Here is a 15,443-nt window from a genome sequence, read left to right as displayed (position 1 = left end):
CCCAGGTCCACGCGGCCTCGGAGACGGTGATCGGCACAGGGAGTTGTTCGGGTTCGCGTCCGCTCCTCTCATGGGCGACCTCGTACCCAACTGGCGCAGAGGAGCCCTCCCGCTCGGAACCAGGCGGCACGGAACACCCGGTGGCCGCGACGACGAGCGCAGCCAACACCGAGTTCTTCCTGAGATTTCCTGTGTTCACCACGGAGGAAAAACTCCAGAGCACGTAGTCCGCCAGCCCACGGAGAGCCTCTCTCATGCCCGGGTACGGTCTCCTGCTACTACCCCAAGCCGTTGTTCTGCGCGGAAAGCACAGCGTCCAAGTCATCGATCATCATGCGGGGGTCACCCTCCCACTCCTGTGGCGATAGCGGAAGCCGCCCGTCGACCAGCAACCCGGCCTCATCGAGCTCTTCCCTGTCGATCAGGCCTTCTTCGAGGAACACGTGACCCGCCTGGAGAACCAGGCGTGCGTCGGCGTCCTGGAGGTCCTCCACCAGCACCACATGGGCGGGAACCTCATCCAAGTCCGTCTGCGGTGGGAGATACTCCTGGGCCCGCGCCCGGTCGAACACCTCCCCCCGGCCGAACAGGACGTATCCGTCGGCCAGGTCGCCACGCACGATGCGCTCCACCGGGTCCGACCGCCCTCCGGGGACCGTACGCGGAGTCAGGAGGTGCATGTCGGGGAGAGCGTCACCAGACCAGGTGCGCTCCCACTCCGTCTCTCCCGTCTCAGCCGAGACGCCGGACAAACGGACTTCTCCACCACAGAGGGAAACCGTGGCGACTGTGTCCCCGATGACCTTGACCTCGGACTTCCCACAGGACTGTTGAGGCTCCAGGCTCCACAGCTCGCGGTCATCCTCCAACGCGCGAGCGGTGACGCGACCGTTCTCACCCAGAACCAGCCTGGAGTCAGTGGCCAGGAGAGCGACCAGTTCGTCCGGCGACTCCTGTGCCCAGTCCTCGGAGATGACCTGTCCCGTGGCCTCAGCCAGCACGGCCCAGCGCGTATGACCGGAGAACGGCCCTTGCCCTTCCTGAGCCAGCACAATCTCGCTGCCGTCAGCGGTGACTCCCGCTGACACGGGCCCACCCAAGTCTTGAAGGCTCCACACCTCCGTCACAGGGTCGGTGCCAAACAGGGCGACACCGTCATCGAAGACCGCCAACACCCCCCGCTCGGTGGTCAGGAGATCGCTCACCGGACCGCGCGGATCCTCAGCGAGGTTCTCCTCAACCTCCGCTGCGGCCGCGAGGGAAAGGGATGACGGCAGCTCCTCACCCGTTGACTCATAACGACCAGGGAAGGAACCCAGGACACTGACACTCAAAATCACGAGAAGGGCCGCGATCAACAGCACTGGGACCAAGAAAATCCATAGACGTTTCATAGGAATGAAAATCTCCGAGCCTCTCTAGTTCCCTCCGGATCTACCCAGGCTTTCCTGCTCATAGGCAATGTCGTAACCGTCGATGTACTCACCGGCTGATCGAGCAGAACCGGTGGCGGCTGCGTGAGGAGTGGGTCCGGGGCTTCGTGGAGGTCTTCCACGAGCGTGCCCGGCACTTCCTGGAGATCGGGGTCAGCATGTGGGAGAGCCAGGTGGTGGTCACGGTCTTCGTGTGCCTGTCCACCCAGGAGGGCCTGCTGCACATCGCCGGACCAACCATGCACCGAAGCCCGCTGACGAATCGATCCTAATGCAAACCGACGAGTCCACTCTCTCCCTCGCCGCCACCATGAGACACAACAACAGCACCCGGAACTGAAATTACCTTATTGACGCGATAATCAGAAAAATCCATACCCGAACCAATCTCTTCGGCACCACCCCCCCATTCTCGCACAGTAGCCCATGAATTTTCCTCTGCACCCACACTTCCAGAAACTACGATCGCCCGCTCCAGAACAGCCACCTGGTAATCCTCATCCCGAGAACCCTCGTCATCAATTTCCACCCTGCCCACCTCCCTCGCCTTCTCGTTCATTCGCACGTAGGTTCCGCGCCCTTGCGTTTGCACAGTCCAAGACATATCTTCTGCCGCAGCCAGTACATTCGCCCCCTCCATAACCACACGACCATCTCGGACGTCGACCACCATGCTTTCAAGGCGTTGAGAATGGATAGAAACATGCCCTTGATTCAACCGGATGAACTCTCGGCCATAGGAATCATTGACCACGCCTACGTGCTCTTCCTCCAAGCGCCACAACTCTCTTCCATCTTGAACGCCAACACCAAGCAAGCCGACAGACATTTCCTGGTTCCCGACAGCCTCCCCAGCCTCCTCGATCTCCTCATTGCTCAGAAATTCCGCACACGTGTAGGGGACCACCAGAACATCCCCGACAAGGACACTTGACGCAGCGGAAAGACGAAGCCTTTTCCCCGAATCACAAGAGATACCCCCAGGACCGGACCAGACTTCTTCTCCACCAGAAAGGGAAAAGGCAGAAAGACTGACAGCATCCCCGTTTTCTTCTGCCACCCCGACAACACGGACACGATCTGACATGAGAGCAATATGCGCCCCGGATTCGCGGAAAAGGTATGAATATGATTCAACCTCTTCAATATCAATCAATATGTCGTGCTCCATCTGGCCCGTTTCCGGATCCAAGAGCATAAATTTGTAACCATCCCCCCCTGAAACCTGGGCCTCCAATACAAGGTAGTCACCGTCGCCCGATATTCCTCCGGTAAAGTTTTCTTCTGAATTTCGATACTCCCATACAACTTCTCCAGTTTCTCCAGATAATGCCACCACTCCATCACCAAGAATTACTGCGACTCCCACAGGGAGCGGATGCACGGAGATAACCTCTTCGTCTCCACCAGGACTCCACTGCCAGCCGACCCGATCAACGGAGTCCCTGAGAGCCAGGACATGCGGGTCCTCATTGACGACATGGCTATCGCCACCTTGGTATGCAGAGCAGGACGACGTGGCGATCGAAATACCGAACGCCAGAAACAGCGCTTTCGCTCCAGTCAGTTTCGAGCGCACCTTCAACCAACCTTCCTATCGGGAACTTTCGGAGAAGTCTTCCCACTTTTCACGATTTCCAGAGTAAAGATCGAGATATGTAACATAGTCGTCCATGACTGGGTTATTAGAATTGGGAAGGCCGAGTTGGCTCACACTCGAAAAGGCATTTGCCAAAGCGGTAGTCCTCTCCCCGCTGGAAACATCCCACTCCGTCCAATCCTGGGGAATATAGTAATCACCGTTTTCCGCTTCTGTCAGTACACCTGCCCCAAGGCGGCCTCCATCCTGGAGTTCCACCCCTTCCTGGTGCCCTCTCTGCTCCAGACCGCCGACTACGCCACGGCCGTCATGCGAGCGGGGACTCCGTGGGAGCCGCCTGCGAAAACCGAGGCGAGCGTGCGCGAGCGGACCGCTCGCGGCGAGCGCTTCCAGAGCGCGGACACCCCGGTGATGATGGTGGTGATCGGCCGAGCGGTCCTCACCGAACCGATCGACCACGGCCCCATCATGCGCGGGCAGCTGGAGCACATCCACGCTCTCGCCGCGCGCGAGCGGATAACCTTGCAGATCACGGAGGAGCCGCTGCACCCCGGACTGGTCGGGCCCTTCACGATCCTCGACCCCCCGCCGGAACGGGAGCTCGTCTACGCGGAGTCGGCCTACAAGGGCCAGTTCGTCCACGATCCCGACGCCGTGGGAGAGTTCAAACTGAGGTTCCACCGCCTGCAAGCAGCAGCGATGCCACCGAGCCGGTCGCTGCGGCTGGTCGAAGAGACGATTGAGGGTTTTCCGCCATGAGTGACGTCCAGTGGCACAAGAGCAGCTACAGCGGAGCATCTCACCAGAACTGTGTGGAGGTCGCCGAGGGCTCCGAGCACACCCTGGTCCGCGACACCCAGCACCGCGACCACGGCCACCTCGCCTTCGGGAGCCCCGCCTGGTCCGGCTTCCTCGCCTCCGTCAAGGGCGACCGCTGACCGCATCGCACCGGCCCCTGCCCCGCGTTTCCGGGACAGGGGCCTTTTTGCGTTCCATGTCCGGATAGAACCTTTTGCCTTTTTGGCGAGAAAGGTTCTTACAAGGCTTCTGAGCTGCAACGACGGCCAAGTTGCGAATTAACCCGCACATTACTTCGCCGTAGTTTCGCCAAGCACTCCCGCGATGCCCTACCCTTTTCCCGAACACACAACTGAAAGCACGAATGACCCCGCGACGGTTGTCTCCGCCCGGGGCCTTGGCCAGCAACTTCAACCCCTTTAACCAAAGGAACTTGCCAGCATGCGCCAGTTTAGCGCTGCCCTTCTCAGCCGTGCCCTCGGCCCGCTGATCGCCTTCCTCTCCGCCCCCTGCGGACGCCACGCCACGGTGGCCGGTCGCCGCCGACGCTCCACCCGCGTCCGCCGCCACGTTCCCGGTCCTCCCCCGGCCCCGCTTCCGCCTCCCCGCCTGGCACCTCCCCGCGAGATCGTTCCGGCCGAGGACGTCGCCCTGGTCAGGCCCTACTACGCCGCCCACGAACGCCTGCGCGCACGCGCGTCCACGGCTCAGGTTCCCGCGCCCCGAAACCCCGAGCCCGGAGCCGAGACCGACGAGGTCCAACGCGCGTTCGCCCTCGTCCAGGAACGCGCCGCCGCCCTCCTCCAGAAGTGGGCCCAGGACCCCGGAGGCGAACTGCTCGGCGAACCCGCGCCCCGCTTCGGCGTCGTCCGGCCCACCGAGTCCGCCCGTACCCGGCCAGCCCACTCCGCCGAGTGGGCCGAACTCGCCTCCCTCGTCCGCATCTGGCACGACCAGCAGTGCCAGGCCGCACCCGCGTGACCCCTTCCCCGCCCCTACGACAACAAGGAACGCCGTGCCCAGCGAAGAACACGAGATACCCCTGAAGATCATTCGAAACGCACCGGAGGTGGTCATCCCCCTGCTCCGTGACGCGGTGGGCTTCGAACTGCCCGAGTACACCGAGGCCTCGATGACCTCCTCCGAGTGCACCGACAGCAAACCGCGCGTCTACACCAGCGACGGCGCCGTGGTGCTGCGCAACGGCACCGAGAAGGTCCTGGCCGTGGTCGTGGAGCGCCAGCACAAGCAGGAACAGGACAAGTTCTGGACCTGGCCGGTCTATCACGCCACTGTCCGAGCCCAGGTCAAGTGCCCGACAGTGCTGCTGGCGCTGTGTCCCACCGACGCACTCGCCCGGTACTACACCGGCCCGATCCACACCGGGTATCCGGGCGACCACCTCACGCCTCTCGTGGTGGGACCGTCCAACACTCCGGTGGTCGCTGACCCGGAGCAGGCGCGGAGTATGCCCGAACTGGCGGTGCTGTCGGCCAAGGCGCACGGTGACCACGATCTGCGCACATTGGACGCGGTGATGGAGGCACTGAACGCCGTGTCCTCCGACCACCGCGCGTTCTACTATGACTACGTACTGGCCGGGCGCTCCGACGAGGCCCGGAAATACCTGGAGGACCTGATGTCCGTGGGAACCTACAACTGGCAGAGCGACTTCGCCCGCGAGTACGTCGACATCGGCCGCGAGGAAGGCCGTGAGGAGGGCCGTGAGGAGGGCGTCGCGCGCAGCGTGATCCTCTTCCTCTCCTCCCGGGGCTTCGAGGTCTCCGATGAGATCCGCCAGCGGATCGAATCCTGTGACGACCTCGCCACCCTCGAAGGCTGGGCCAGCAAGGCCGCCAAGGTGAACAGCCCCGAGGAACTCTTCGGCTGAGTCCGGACACCACGCCCACGTGGGGGCGGGCAGCCGCGGCTTCCCACCCCCACAAGCCTCACCCCAGGCCCGGACCCGGGGGCCAGTAGCGCTCCAGGATCGCCCGCGCCTCCATCAGGGCCTCCAGCACGGCCGCGGCCACCTCATCGGTGTACCGGGGCGTCGGGACCGAACAGCTCAGGGCGTCCACGGCCGGGTGGTCGTAGCGCAGGGACACCGCCACGCACCGCAGGCCCACGACGTTCTCACCGTCGTCGGTGGAGTAGCCGCGCTCGCGGATGCGCGCCAGATCCTCCAGGAGCGCGTCCACGTCGGTGATCGTCTCGTCGGTGAGCGCCTCCAGCTTCGCGGGCAGCAGGTCGCGCACCTGTCCGTCCTCGCGCTCGGCGAGCAGGGCCTTGCCCAGGGCGGTGCTGTGCGCGGGCAGCCGTCGGCCCACGCGGCTGAAGGGGCGCAGGTAGTGCCGTGACTCCTGGGTGGCCAGGTAGACGACGTCGCCGCCGTCGAGCCGGGCGAGGTGGACGGTCTCGCCCAGCTTCTCGGCGAGGGAGTCCAGGTGGCCGCGCGCCTGGGCCACGCGGGCGTCGGAGTCGATGTAGCCGGTCCCGGTGAAGAGCGCGCGGATGCCCAGTGTGTAGAGGGCTCCGGTGGGGTCGGACCGCACCCAGCCGCGGTTCACGAGCGTCTGCACCAGCGCGTACAGGCTGCTGCGGGGAATACCCATCTCCTCCGAGAGGGTGCGCAGGGTGACCGGGTCCCGGTAGCGCGCCAGGATCTCCAGGAGTTCGACGGTGCGCGCCGCCGACTTGACCTCTCGGACACCGCCGTGACCTTCCGCGGCCGACACTCGACCGCCTCCTTCCTGCTGCGTGCGGGCCGGGTCGGCCCCCCGGCCGGGGACGGCCCGCCGGGGGCGAGCGAGGACGTCCGCCTCGGGGTCCTCAGTGTAGAACGCCGTTCTCCCAACCATCGTCCCGCGCGCCCCGGAACACGTGACGAAACCCTTCCGTCACAGGAGCTCCCGCCGCCCGCGCCCCGCCCTCCCCCATGCCCGCGCCCGCCGCGCCACGCGCAGTGTTGCCCGTTTCATCACCCTTTGTGCTCCACGTCCCAGGTTGACGTGATGTGTCCCCCAAAATAACCTGCGGCTACAGACAGAGATGACGTCTACGTATGGAGACGATATGAGCGAAGTCGGGACCGATCCCGATCTCCCCGGGGGGCTTACCCCCGCTGCCCGTCCGGCGCGCCACTAGCCCTCCCCGGGTTCGCCGGAGCGGCCCCCGCCCCGGCGAACCACCTCCGCCACCGGATCCCCCCTCCGGTGCCGCGGCCCCCGGGCGTCCCGCCGCGGCGGAGCGCCCGCACCTCCCCAGACAAGGCCTCCCATGCTCTCCACCACCCACCCCTCCGCCCCCGGGGCGTTCCTCTCCGCGGGCGAAGCCCCCGCAGCGGCCTGGTCCCTCCCGCCGTGGGCCCTCATCCTCACCGTCGCCCTCGGCGTGGTCCTGCTGCTCGTGCTGGTCCTGCGGGCCAAACTGCACGCCTTCATCGCGCTGCTCCTGGTGAGCGCGGCCGTGGCGTTCGCCGCGGGCCTGCCCCTCAGCGGCATTCCGGAGCTGCTCGAAGCCGGGATGGGCGACACCCTCGGCGGCATCGCCATCATCGTCGCCCTCGGCGCGATGCTGGGCCGCATGATGCAGGAGACGGGCGCCGCCCAGCTCCTGTCACAGCGCCTGCTCGCCCTCTTCGGCGAGGGCCGCGCCCCGCTCGCCATGGGGCTGACCGCGCTGCTCCTGGGCGTCCCCGTCTTCTTCGACGTGGGCTTCATCATCATGGTCCCGCTGCTGTACGCGGTCGCCGCCCGGTCGGGCCGGTCGCTGATCAGCGTCGCGCTGCCCGCGGCGGGCGGCCTGGCCATCATGCACGCGGTCCTGCCGCCGCACCCCGGCCCCGTGGCAGCGGCCGAACTGCTCGGCGGGCACCTGGGCTGGATCGCCTTCATGGGCCTGGTCTGCGGCCTGCCCGCCTGGTACCTGGGCGCCTACGTGTTCGGCAAGTGGCTGGGCGACCGCAACTTCGTCCCCGTCCCCGCCTCCTTCCAGGAGGAGGGCGACGAGCTGAGCGAGGTCCCCGAGAACGCGCCCCCGCTGTCGCTGACCCTGGCCGTGGTCATCCTGCCGGTCGCCCTCATCCTGCTCAACACCTTCTCCCCCCTGGTGGTACCCGAGGGGCCCGTGCTGGATGCCCTGCTCTTCGTCGGCAACCCCGTCACCGCGCTGACGATCGCCACCCTGCTGTCCTTCTGGCTGCTGGGCCTGCGCGGGGGCATGACGCGCGAGCGGGTGGAGAAGGCCGCCTCCGCGTCCCTGGGCCCGACCGCCCTGGTCCTGCTCGTCACCGGCGCGGGCGGGGTCTTCGGCGAGGTCCTGGAGGCGACGGGCGCAGGCGACGCCGTGGCGGGGATCCTGTCCGCCACGGCCCTGCCCGCCGTCGTCCTGGCCTTCGTCATCGCCACGATCATGCGCGTGGCCCTGGGGTCGAAGACGGTCGCGATCGTCACCACCGCACCGATCGTGGCCCCGCTCATCGCGGAGGCCGGGATGTCGCAGCCCGAGATCGCGCTCGTGGTCATCGCGATCGCGGCGGGCGGGACGGTGCTCTCGCACGTCAACGACTCCGGCTTCTGGCTGATGAACCGCTACCTCGACATCGACATCAGGACCACCCTCAAGAGCTGGACCGTGATGGAGACCCTCATGGGGTCCATCGCGTTCCTGATCGCCGCCGCCATCAGCGCGGGCCTGGCGCTGGCCGGATGAGGGACACCGCCCCGGCCCGCCCCGGAACCGGTCCGGGCCGGGGCGGCCACGCGTCGGCTACATCGCGAGCGGGGAGCTCACCGGCAGGGACGTGTCCGTGGCCAGGTCCAGGGCGGACGCGGGCAGGCCCGCCGCCACGACCTCGGCGCCCAGGGCGGCGATCATCGCGCCGTTGTCGGTGCACAGGCGCGGGCGCGGGACGCGCAGTTCGACGCCCGCCTCCCGGCAGCGCTGCTCGGCCAGCGCGCGCAGCGCCGAGTTCGCCGCCACGCCGCCGCTGATGACCAGCGTGCTCACGCCGTGCTCCACACAGGCGTCCACGGCCTTGCGGGTGAGCACGTCCACCACCGACTCCTGGAAGGCGGCGGCGATGTCGGCGACCACCAGGGGCTCGCCCCGGCGGTCGGTGTCCTCCACGTGGCGGGCCACGGCGGTCTTCAGGCCCGAGAACGAGAAGTCGTAGGTGCCGTCGCCCCACTTGCCGCGCGGGAAGCGGATCGCCTTGGGGTCGCCCCGCTGCGCCGCCTTGTCGATGGGCGGGCCGCCCGGGTAGGGCAGGTCGAGCAGGCGCGCCACCTTGTCGTAGGCCTCACCGGCCGCGTCGTCCACGGTGTCGCCGAGCGAGACCACCTCGGTGGCCAGGTCGTTGACCAGCAGCAGCGAGGTGTGGCCGCCCGACACCAGCAGGGCGATCGAGGGCTTGGGCAGCGGGCCGTGCTCCAGTTGGTCCACGGCCACATGGCCCACCAGGTGGTTCACGCCGTAGAGCGGCTTGCCCAGGGCCATCGCGTACGCCTTGGCCGCGGACACGCCCACGAGCAGGGCGCCCGCCAGGCCCGGACCGGCGGTGACGGCGACGGCGTCCACGTCCGACAGCTTGGCCCCGGCCTGCTCCAGCGCACGGTGCACGGTCGGGGTCATCGCCTCCAGGTGCGCGCGGCTGGCCACCTCGGGCACCACGCCGCCGAACCGGACGTGCTGGTCCACGCTGGAGGCCACGGCGTCGCCGAGCAGCTCGCAGCCGCGCACCAGCGCCACGCCGGTCTCGTCGCAGGACGTCTCGATCCCCATGACCAGCGGCAGGTCACTCATGGTTCCCCTCCTCGGCGACGCGCCGCATGACGAGCGCGTCCGCCCCGTTGTAGTAGCCGCGCCGCACACCGATCTGCACGAAGCCGAACCGGCCGTAGAGCCTCTGGGCGCGCGGGTTGTCCGAGCGCACCTCCAGGAACATGTGGGTGACGCCGCGCCGCCCGGCCTCGGTGAGGAGTTCGGTGAGCAGCGAGCTGCCCACGCCCCGGCCCCAGACCTGCTCGGACACGGCCATGGTCTGCACGTCGCCCTCGGGCGGGACGGCGCGCAGCCCGGCGTAGCCGACGACGGCGTCCCCGGACACGGCGACCAGGTAGTGGCGCGTGGGCTCGGCCAGCTCGTCCCTGAGCATGCCCTCGCTCCAGGCGTCGAGGGGGAACAGGGCGCGTTCGAGGTCCATGACGGCCGGAACGTCGTCGGGGGTCATCGCGCGCAGGCTCACGCCGGTCAGGCCCGGCGTCGGCGTCACTTCACCCACTGGCGCACCTTCTTCGGGGCACCGGGCTCCACCGCGTCCGGACGGCGCAGGTAGAGCGGGTTGGGCGCGGGCAGCTCCTCGCCCCGGCCCAGGCGCAGCAGGGCCAGCTCCGCCATGGCGGCGGCGTCCGGGTGCAGGGGGTCCATCGCGGCGGAGCCCGCGCCGAGCACGTCGGCGTACATGCGGGCGCCGTCGCCGACCAGCGCGAGCCCGCCGGTGTCCACCTCGGCGGGTCGGTCGACGCGCACCTCGCCCACGCGGGTGAGGTGGTCGTCGTAGCGGGCCCAGAACACCTCCTTGCGGCGGGCGTCGGTCATCGCGACGAAGGGCTCGGACCGCCCGGTGGCGAAGGCCAGCGCGTCCAGGGTGGTGACGCCGTGGCAGGGAACGCCGAGGGCGTCGGCCAGGGCGTGCGCGGTGGCCAGTCCGACCCGCAGGCCGGTGTAGGGCCCGGGGCCGATACCGACGGCGACGTGGTCGAGGTCGGCCAGGACGATCCCGGCCTCCTCGGTGAGCCGCGCGATCGTGGGGCCGAGCAGTTCGCCGTGGCGGCGGGCGTCCACGGAGCTCGCGCTGGCGCGCAGCGTGAAGGAGCCGTCGGAGCCGGTCTCGCCGATGGCGGCGGTGACCGCCGGGGTGGCGGTGTCGAAGGCCAGGAGAAGCACGGGTGACCGCCTATCCGCGCCCGGCGGCGGTGCCGGGCAGGTCGGCGCCGGCCCACCGGGCGCCGGCGGCGCGCAGGTGGACGGAGCGGGTGTCGTCGGGGTGGCGTTCGATGCGGATCTCCAACCGGTCGTCGGAGAGCCCCTCGGCCACGCCCTCGCCCCACTCCACCACGGTGACGGAGTCGGGGAGGGTCATGTCCAGGTCGATGTCGTCGATCTCGTCGGGCCCGCCGAGCCGGTAGGCGTCCACGTGGACGAGGTCGGGGCCTCCGGTCAGGGAGGGGTGGATCCGGGAGATGACGAAGGTCGGGGAGGTGACCGATCCGCGCACGCCCAGCCCCTCGCCCAGGCCCTGGGTGAGGGTGGTCTTTCCCGCGCCGAGCGGCCCGGACAGGATCAGCAGGTCGCCGGGTCGGGCGAGGGCGGCGAGGTCGCGGCCGAGGGTGCGCATGGCGTCGTCGGTGGCCGCGGTGACCTCGCGGACGGTGGCCGCACCTGGAGTGGTTGCTGTCGCGTCTGTCATCAGATTCGCTGCTCGTGATCTGGTGTGGATGGTGGATCGCGGCGCGCCGGGTCAGGGCGTGTGCGGGCGGGGCCGCCGGAGCGCACCCCCTTCACCCAGGTTAGGCCGGATGGAGGAGGTCTGTGACCGGATCGCGGTGACCGGTCAGACTCCCGCCGACGCGGCTCGGGCCTGCCCGCCGACGTACTCGCGCGGGACCCGGGGCCCCACCCGCGTGACGATCTCGTACGGGATGGTGTCCAGGATCTCGGCCCAGTCCTCGGCGGTCGGGGTGTCCGGGTGGTCCTCCGGGTTCCCGAAGAGCACCGCGTACTCACCGGCCTCCACGGCGTCGTCGCCGACGTCCACGACGAACTGGTCCATGCAGACCGTTCCCGCGATGGCGCGGCGGCGCCCGCCCAGGAGGACGGGCCCCCGGTTGGTGGCGGCGCGGGGGACCCCGTCGGCGTAGCCCAGCGGCACCAGGGCCAGGGTGGTCTCCCGGTCGGTCACGTAGCGGTGGCCGTAGGAGACGCCGCTGCCCTCGGGGACGCGCTTGGTGAGGGCGAGCCGGGAGCGCAGCGTCATCGCGGGCCTCAGCCCGGTCCCCGTGAGGCCGGGGATCGGGGACAGGCCGTAACCGGCGATCCCGCCCCGGACGAGGTCGAAGCGGGCCTCGGGGAGGGTGAGCAGCGCGGCCGAGTTGGCGATGTGCCGGACCTCGGGGGTCAGGCCGACCTTGTCCGCGGTCTCCAGGGCCTCGTGGAAACGGGAGAGCTGGCGCGCGACGGAGGGGTGGCCCGGCTCGTCGGCGCAGGCGAAGTGCGACCACACTCCGGTGACGCGCAGGTGCCCCTCGTCCTCGGCGCGGGCGGCGGCCTCGGTCAGGGATCCCCAGTCGGCGGGACCCGCGCCGCCGCGGTTGAGGCCGGTGTCGGCCTTGAGCTGCACACGGGCGGTGCGGCCCAGGCGGCGGGCCTCGGCGATCACGGTGTCCAGGACCGCGCGGTCGCTCACCCCGAGGTCGATGTCGGCCCCGACCGCCTCCGCGACCGGCTCACCGGGCGGGATGATCCAGGCCAGGACGGGCAGGGTCAGTCCGGCACGGCGCAGTTCGAGGGCCTCACCGATGAAGGCCGTGCCCAGCCAGGTCGCGCCGCCCGCGATCAGGGCGCGGGCGGACGGGAGCATGCCGTGCCCGTAGCCGTCGGCCTTGACCACACCCATGAGCGGGGTGCCCCCTGCGAACCCGCGGAGCACCCGCGCGTTGTGGGAGATCGCGTCGAGGTCGACGCGAGCGTGCGCGAAGTGAGACATGTACTCCAGTGTTCCACGTGCGGGGGACCGGGACGGAGCGGCGCCCGGACACGCCCGGGGGGAGGCCCGGACACGCCCGGGGAGGCGTGACCGTTTTCCCCGGCGCCCCAGGGCATCCCGGATGACCAGGCACGACGCGGGTTTTCTCGGTCACTCGTAGTACATGGACGGATGCGGGGTAGGGGATCGGCCCAGAGGCACAGTATCTGGGGGTACTGGCATGACCGAGATAGGTAGCGAACGACCCGTCAACACCACGCGGCTGTGGTACGGAGGGATGGCCACCGCCGTCGTGGCGGCGCTGGTGATCTTCGCGGGCGCCCTGGTCTTCCGGGGGGTGTTCGGGGTTCCGGTGCTCGCACCGGAGAGCGCGGGGGCACTGGGCGACGCGAGCACGGTGGCCTACGCGCTGATGGCCGCCGTGGCGGCGCTGCTGGCCACGGGGCTGATGCACATGCTGCTGCTCAGCGCCCCGCGGGCGATGAAGTTCTTCGGGTGGATCCTGGGGCTGATCACGGCGATCGCCGCCGTCGCCCCGTTCAGCGAACCCGTGGACACGTCGAGCCAGGTCAGCACGGCCGTGATCAATCTGGTCACGGGCGTCGCGATCATCACCCTGCTGCGGAGCGTGGGGCGCGCCTCCACCCTGAGCAGCCGGGCACCGGGGGATGGCCGGACGGCGTACACGGCGCAGGAGGCGACCGTGAGGCCCGTCGGGGAACCGGCGCCCGAACCGAGGGACGAGACGCAGCCCGTGGATCCTCGGGAGCCCGCGCGGAGTCCCCGCGAGGAGCCCGTCCTGCGGCACGAGGGCATCCTGCCCGACGTGAAGCAGGGCGAGTACCACAGGAACCAGATCCGCGCCCAGGAGATGGACGCGGAGGCGGAGCAGGCCAACCGCGAGCGACACGACCGGCAGGCGCCGGGTGACCAGCACGCCGGATGAGCGGCGGGCCGGGCGGCCGACACACCGGTCGGCCAGCACGCCGAAGGACCCGAACGATCCGGACGGGCAATCGGACCAGGTGACCCGTGACCCCGGGAACCAGAGCGGCGCCCCCTGACCCGAGGCGCACGAGGGGGCGGAGCCGATCGGCTCCGCCCCCTTTCGCGTGCCCGGGACCCGGGTGAGGGAGCGGGCCCGGGGCAAGGACCGGGCGCGACGAAGCACCACCAAGCGGGTCACATGACCGCAGTCAGCCCGAAAACGTCACCCGACCCGCATAACTCCTCATCTCCTCCTTTTTCGACAAAAAAGCAAAACAATTCCCATCAGGGCGAGAAAAGAGCGCCCCGGAGAAAACATCAGCGGAACCGGTGGCGGGCGTTTCGGGGCGCACACGCACGGGAAAAACCAAAGCACAGGAAAGGCGAGGAAAAGAAAAGGGAACCACCGAACCCGCCCTCCGGAGGCTCCGCGCCCGCCCGCGCGCCTCGAAGCCCCGAACCCCGCCCCTTCTGCCGCGTCTCAGCCCTCCCCCCACTCCCCCAAGGACCCGGAAGAGGGTACCGACCAGCGGGTCGGCGCACGTGCGCGGCGAGCCGCCCCGCGCCAGCCCTCCTCCGGGTCCGCGAAGCGGAGATCCGGCCGCGTCCCCGCCCTCCAGGACCGGCCGGACCTCCTTTTCCGCCAAGGGCGGACAACGCGTGCGAGGGGATCCGGGACCTCCTTCCGAAAGTCCGGTACGCGTCCCGGCCGCCACCCGCCTGCGCGGTACCGGCCGGGGGGACGGGCGTCCCGTTCACACCCGGACGACCGCGCGGGCCGCCACGGCCCTCGCCATCCGCTGTGCGTGGCGTCTCGGAGCCTCCGTCCGGGCGTGGGGCACCGGGCGGGTGCGTCAGGCCTGGCCGCATCCGGCCAGGCACACGTGGCACACCGCACGGGTCCGGACGGTTTCGGAGCGTCCGTGCTCCGCGTGCACCACTCCCGACCTGGTCCTGTGCCCGCGGACCGTCGACACCCCGCCCCGGCGGACGTCCACACCCGCCCCGGCGGATGTCGGTGGATCTCGCCACAATGGAACCATTGCCTACATTCCGTACGTCGGTACGCACCGCATGGTGAGTGCCTCCGGGCGGAGGCAGCGGAGAGGGCGGGGAGGAGAGAACGACCGGTGAAGTTCGACATCGTGCGCCTCGACCAGGACGGGGAAGCGCCCCCACCACAAACGCCGCTCCCGGAGCAGGCTTCCGGACAAGCGGAGGAGGCGTCGGCACCGCACCCCGGGCTTGGGATCCAGCGATCCTCGGAGTACATGCGCCTGCGCGCCCGCACCGACCTCACCCGGGGCCGCTCGGCCCTGAACCGGATGCTCCACACCGTCGAGGCCGCCCGGGCCGGGTCCGGGCCCCTCGTCGGCCCCAGCCCCGAGGACGGGACCGGATCCTTCCGCCCCGAGGCCTTCCGCTCCCGTCCCGCCCCCGAGGAGCCCCGTGAACAGCGACAGGAGGAATCCCCGTGACCGCCTGGGACATCGACCCCCCGGAGATCGGCACCGTGCTCGTCAACACCCTCTCTCACCTCGGCGAGGAGGGCGGGTCCGAGGGCCTGTTCGGTGACATGACCACGATCGAGGAACGCGTCACCACCCTCAGCACCCACATCAACAGCGCCCCCATCGGGGTCGCCCTGGGCGAGTTCGCCGAGCACTACTTCGGGCTCATGGGCGACATGCTCTCCCTGACCGGCAACGCCGTCACACAGACCAGCGAGGCGACCACCGCCTACGTCACGGGCAACGAGGAGATGGCTCTGGAGGCGCAGCGCAACGCCGGTGTGGTCCCCGACCCGCCCCCGCCGCCCGCCCCGGGCGGGAACGCCGAACTCGTCTGACCCCGACCG

General features: G+C 69.3%; 17 protein-coding genes. 9 read left to right on the top strand and 8 right to left on the bottom strand.

Annotated elements, in window-relative coordinates:
* Positions 1 to 278 precede the first annotated feature (278 nt).
* Positions 279 to 1,364 carry a PQQ-binding-like beta-propeller repeat protein gene (locus HGB44_RS21660; protein WP_061079925.1) on the bottom strand — a complete coding sequence of 362 codons (1,086 nt, stop codon included), beginning with the start codon at positions 1,362 to 1,364 and terminating at the stop codon, positions 279 to 281.
* A 176-nt stretch (positions 1,365 to 1,540) separates the two neighbouring features.
* Between HGB44_RS21660 and HGB44_RS21655 the strand changes: the two genes are divergently transcribed.
* Positions 1,541 to 1,705, top strand: a complete 165-nt coding sequence (locus HGB44_RS21655; RefSeq protein WP_168444102.1) for a hypothetical protein — start codon at positions 1,541 to 1,543, stop codon at positions 1,703 to 1,705.
* On the opposite strand, the gene HGB44_RS21650 is transcribed toward HGB44_RS21655, so the two are convergent.
* The gene (locus HGB44_RS21650; protein WP_168444101.1) at positions 1,702 to 3,012 is read right to left on the bottom strand and encodes a PQQ-binding-like beta-propeller repeat protein; all 1,311 of its coding nucleotides are present in this window, start codon (positions 3,010 to 3,012) and stop codon (positions 1,702 to 1,704) included. The genes HGB44_RS21655 and HGB44_RS21650 overlap by 4 nt on opposite strands.
* Here HGB44_RS21650 and HGB44_RS32525 point away from each other — a divergent pair.
* The 4 genes from HGB44_RS32525 to HGB44_RS21630 all read left to right on the top strand — a co-directional run bounded on the left by HGB44_RS32525 (position 2,893) and on the right by HGB44_RS21630 (position 5,722).
* Positions 2,893 to 3,792, top strand: a complete 900-nt coding sequence (locus HGB44_RS32525; protein ID WP_325096996.1) for a DUF5753 domain-containing protein — start codon at positions 2,893 to 2,895, stop codon at positions 3,790 to 3,792. The two genes, HGB44_RS21650 and HGB44_RS32525, sit on opposite strands and share 120 nt — an antisense overlap.
* Entirely contained in the window at positions 3,789 to 3,971 is a 183-nt protein-coding gene (locus HGB44_RS21640) for a DUF397 domain-containing protein (RefSeq protein WP_061079927.1), read from the top strand. Before HGB44_RS32525 ends, HGB44_RS21640 begins: the two co-directional genes overlap by 4 nt.
* A gap of 301 nt (positions 3,972 to 4,272) precedes the next feature.
* Positions 4,273 to 4,812, top strand: coding sequence for a hypothetical protein (locus tag HGB44_RS21635; protein WP_061079928.1), 540 nt, complete (start codon positions 4,273 to 4,275; stop codon positions 4,810 to 4,812).
* Positions 4,813 to 4,846: 34 nt separating this feature from the next.
* Positions 4,847 to 5,722 (top strand): hypothetical protein, encoded by an 876-nt coding sequence (locus tag HGB44_RS21630; protein WP_061079929.1) that lies wholly within the window; start codon positions 4,847 to 4,849, stop codon positions 5,720 to 5,722.
* 58 nt (positions 5,723 to 5,780) lie between these two features.
* Here the strand turns inward: HGB44_RS21630 and HGB44_RS21625 are convergent, their stop codons facing one another.
* Positions 5,781 to 6,569 carry an IclR family transcriptional regulator gene (locus HGB44_RS21625; protein ID WP_061079930.1) on the bottom strand — a complete coding sequence of 263 codons (789 nt, stop codon included), beginning with the start codon at positions 6,567 to 6,569 and terminating at the stop codon, positions 5,781 to 5,783.
* Positions 6,570 to 7,110: 541 nt separating this feature from the next.
* On the opposite strand from HGB44_RS21625, the gene HGB44_RS21620 reads away from it, so the two are divergent.
* Positions 7,111 to 8,544: a GntP family permease gene (locus HGB44_RS21620; RefSeq protein WP_061079931.1), complete on the top strand. Its 1,434-nt coding sequence runs from the start codon at positions 7,111 to 7,113 to the stop codon at positions 8,542 to 8,544.
* 57 nt (positions 8,545 to 8,601) lie between these two features.
* On the opposite strand, the gene tsaD is transcribed toward HGB44_RS21620, so the two are convergent.
* The 5 genes from tsaD to alr form a co-directional block, all read right to left on the bottom strand.
* Complete coding sequence (gene tsaD, locus HGB44_RS21615) at positions 8,602 to 9,636, bottom strand: tRNA (adenosine(37)-N6)-threonylcarbamoyltransferase complex transferase subunit TsaD (RefSeq protein WP_061079932.1); 1,035 nt, start codon at positions 9,634 to 9,636, stop codon at positions 8,602 to 8,604.
* The gene (rimI, locus tag HGB44_RS21610) at positions 9,629 to 10,105 is read right to left on the bottom strand and encodes a ribosomal protein S18-alanine N-acetyltransferase (protein WP_061079933.1); all 477 of its coding nucleotides are present in this window, start codon (positions 10,103 to 10,105) and stop codon (positions 9,629 to 9,631) included. Before rimI ends, tsaD begins: the two co-directional genes overlap by 8 nt.
* Positions 10,102 to 10,779, bottom strand: coding sequence for a tRNA (adenosine(37)-N6)-threonylcarbamoyltransferase complex dimerization subunit type 1 TsaB (gene tsaB, locus HGB44_RS21605; RefSeq protein ID WP_061079934.1), 678 nt, complete (start codon positions 10,777 to 10,779; stop codon positions 10,102 to 10,104). The genes rimI and tsaB overlap by 4 nt, the downstream gene beginning before the upstream one ends.
* A gap of 10 nt (positions 10,780 to 10,789) precedes the next feature.
* A complete protein-coding gene (gene tsaE / locus HGB44_RS21600) occupies positions 10,790 to 11,302 on the bottom strand; it encodes a tRNA (adenosine(37)-N6)-threonylcarbamoyltransferase complex ATPase subunit type 1 TsaE (RefSeq protein WP_061079935.1) in 513 nt (170 codons plus the stop codon).
* A 144-nt stretch (positions 11,303 to 11,446) separates the two neighbouring features.
* Entirely contained in the window at positions 11,447 to 12,598 is a 1,152-nt protein-coding gene (alr, locus tag HGB44_RS21595; RefSeq protein WP_061079936.1) for an alanine racemase, read from the bottom strand.
* A gap of 220 nt (positions 12,599 to 12,818) precedes the next feature.
* Here alr and HGB44_RS21590 point away from each other — a divergent pair, with 220 nt between their 5' ends.
* The 3 genes from HGB44_RS21590 to HGB44_RS21580 all read left to right on the top strand — a co-directional run bounded on the left by HGB44_RS21590 (position 12,819) and on the right by HGB44_RS21580 (position 15,434).
* On the top strand, positions 12,819 to 13,544 hold the full coding sequence (locus tag HGB44_RS21590) for a DUF6069 family protein (protein WP_061079937.1): 726 nt from the start codon (positions 12,819 to 12,821) through the stop codon (positions 13,542 to 13,544).
* 1,171 nt (positions 13,545 to 14,715) lie between these two features.
* Positions 14,716 to 15,063 (top strand): hypothetical protein, encoded by a 348-nt coding sequence (locus tag HGB44_RS21585; protein WP_168444100.1) that lies wholly within the window; start codon positions 14,716 to 14,718, stop codon positions 15,061 to 15,063.
* Positions 15,060 to 15,434 (top strand): DUF6507 family protein, encoded by a 375-nt coding sequence (locus tag HGB44_RS21580; protein ID WP_013155052.1) that lies wholly within the window; start codon positions 15,060 to 15,062, stop codon positions 15,432 to 15,434. The genes HGB44_RS21585 and HGB44_RS21580 overlap by 4 nt, the downstream gene beginning before the upstream one ends.
* The last annotated feature ends 9 nt before the right edge of the window (positions 15,435 to 15,443 follow it).

The sequence above is a fragment of the Nocardiopsis alborubida genome, assembly GCF_012396365.1.
In the GTDB taxonomy this organism is placed as follows: domain Bacteria; phylum Actinomycetota; class Actinomycetes; order Streptosporangiales; family Streptosporangiaceae; genus Nocardiopsis; species Nocardiopsis alborubida.
Note: the sequence above shows the minus strand (reverse complement) of the source record. Positions and strands in the feature narration are given on the sequence as shown.

Coding starts and splice junctions, on each gene's coding strand:
- HGB44_RS32525 (WP_325096996.1), top strand. CDS start 2,893: ATGCGGGTCCTCATTGACGACATGGCTATCGCCACCTTGGTATGCAGA.
- HGB44_RS21640 (WP_061079927.1), top strand. CDS start 3,789: ATGAGTGACGTCCAGTGGCACAAGAGCAGCTACAGCGGAGCATCTCAC.
- HGB44_RS21635 (WP_061079928.1), top strand. CDS start 4,273: ATGCGCCAGTTTAGCGCTGCCCTTCTCAGCCGTGCCCTCGGCCCGCTG.
- HGB44_RS21620 (WP_061079931.1), top strand. CDS start 7,111: ATGCTCTCCACCACCCACCCCTCCGCCCCCGGGGCGTTCCTCTCCGCG.
- tsaD (WP_061079932.1), bottom strand. CDS start 9,636: ATGAGTGACCTGCCGCTGGTCATGGGGATCGAGACGTCCTGCGACGAG.
- tsaE (WP_061079935.1), bottom strand. CDS start 11,302: ATGACAGACGCGACAGCAACCACTCCAGGTGCGGCCACCGTCCGCGAG.
- alr (WP_061079936.1), bottom strand. CDS start 12,598: ATGTCTCACTTCGCGCACGCTCGCGTCGACCTCGACGCGATCTCCCAC.
- HGB44_RS21590 (WP_061079937.1), top strand. CDS start 12,819: ATGACCGAGATAGGTAGCGAACGACCCGTCAACACCACGCGGCTGTGG.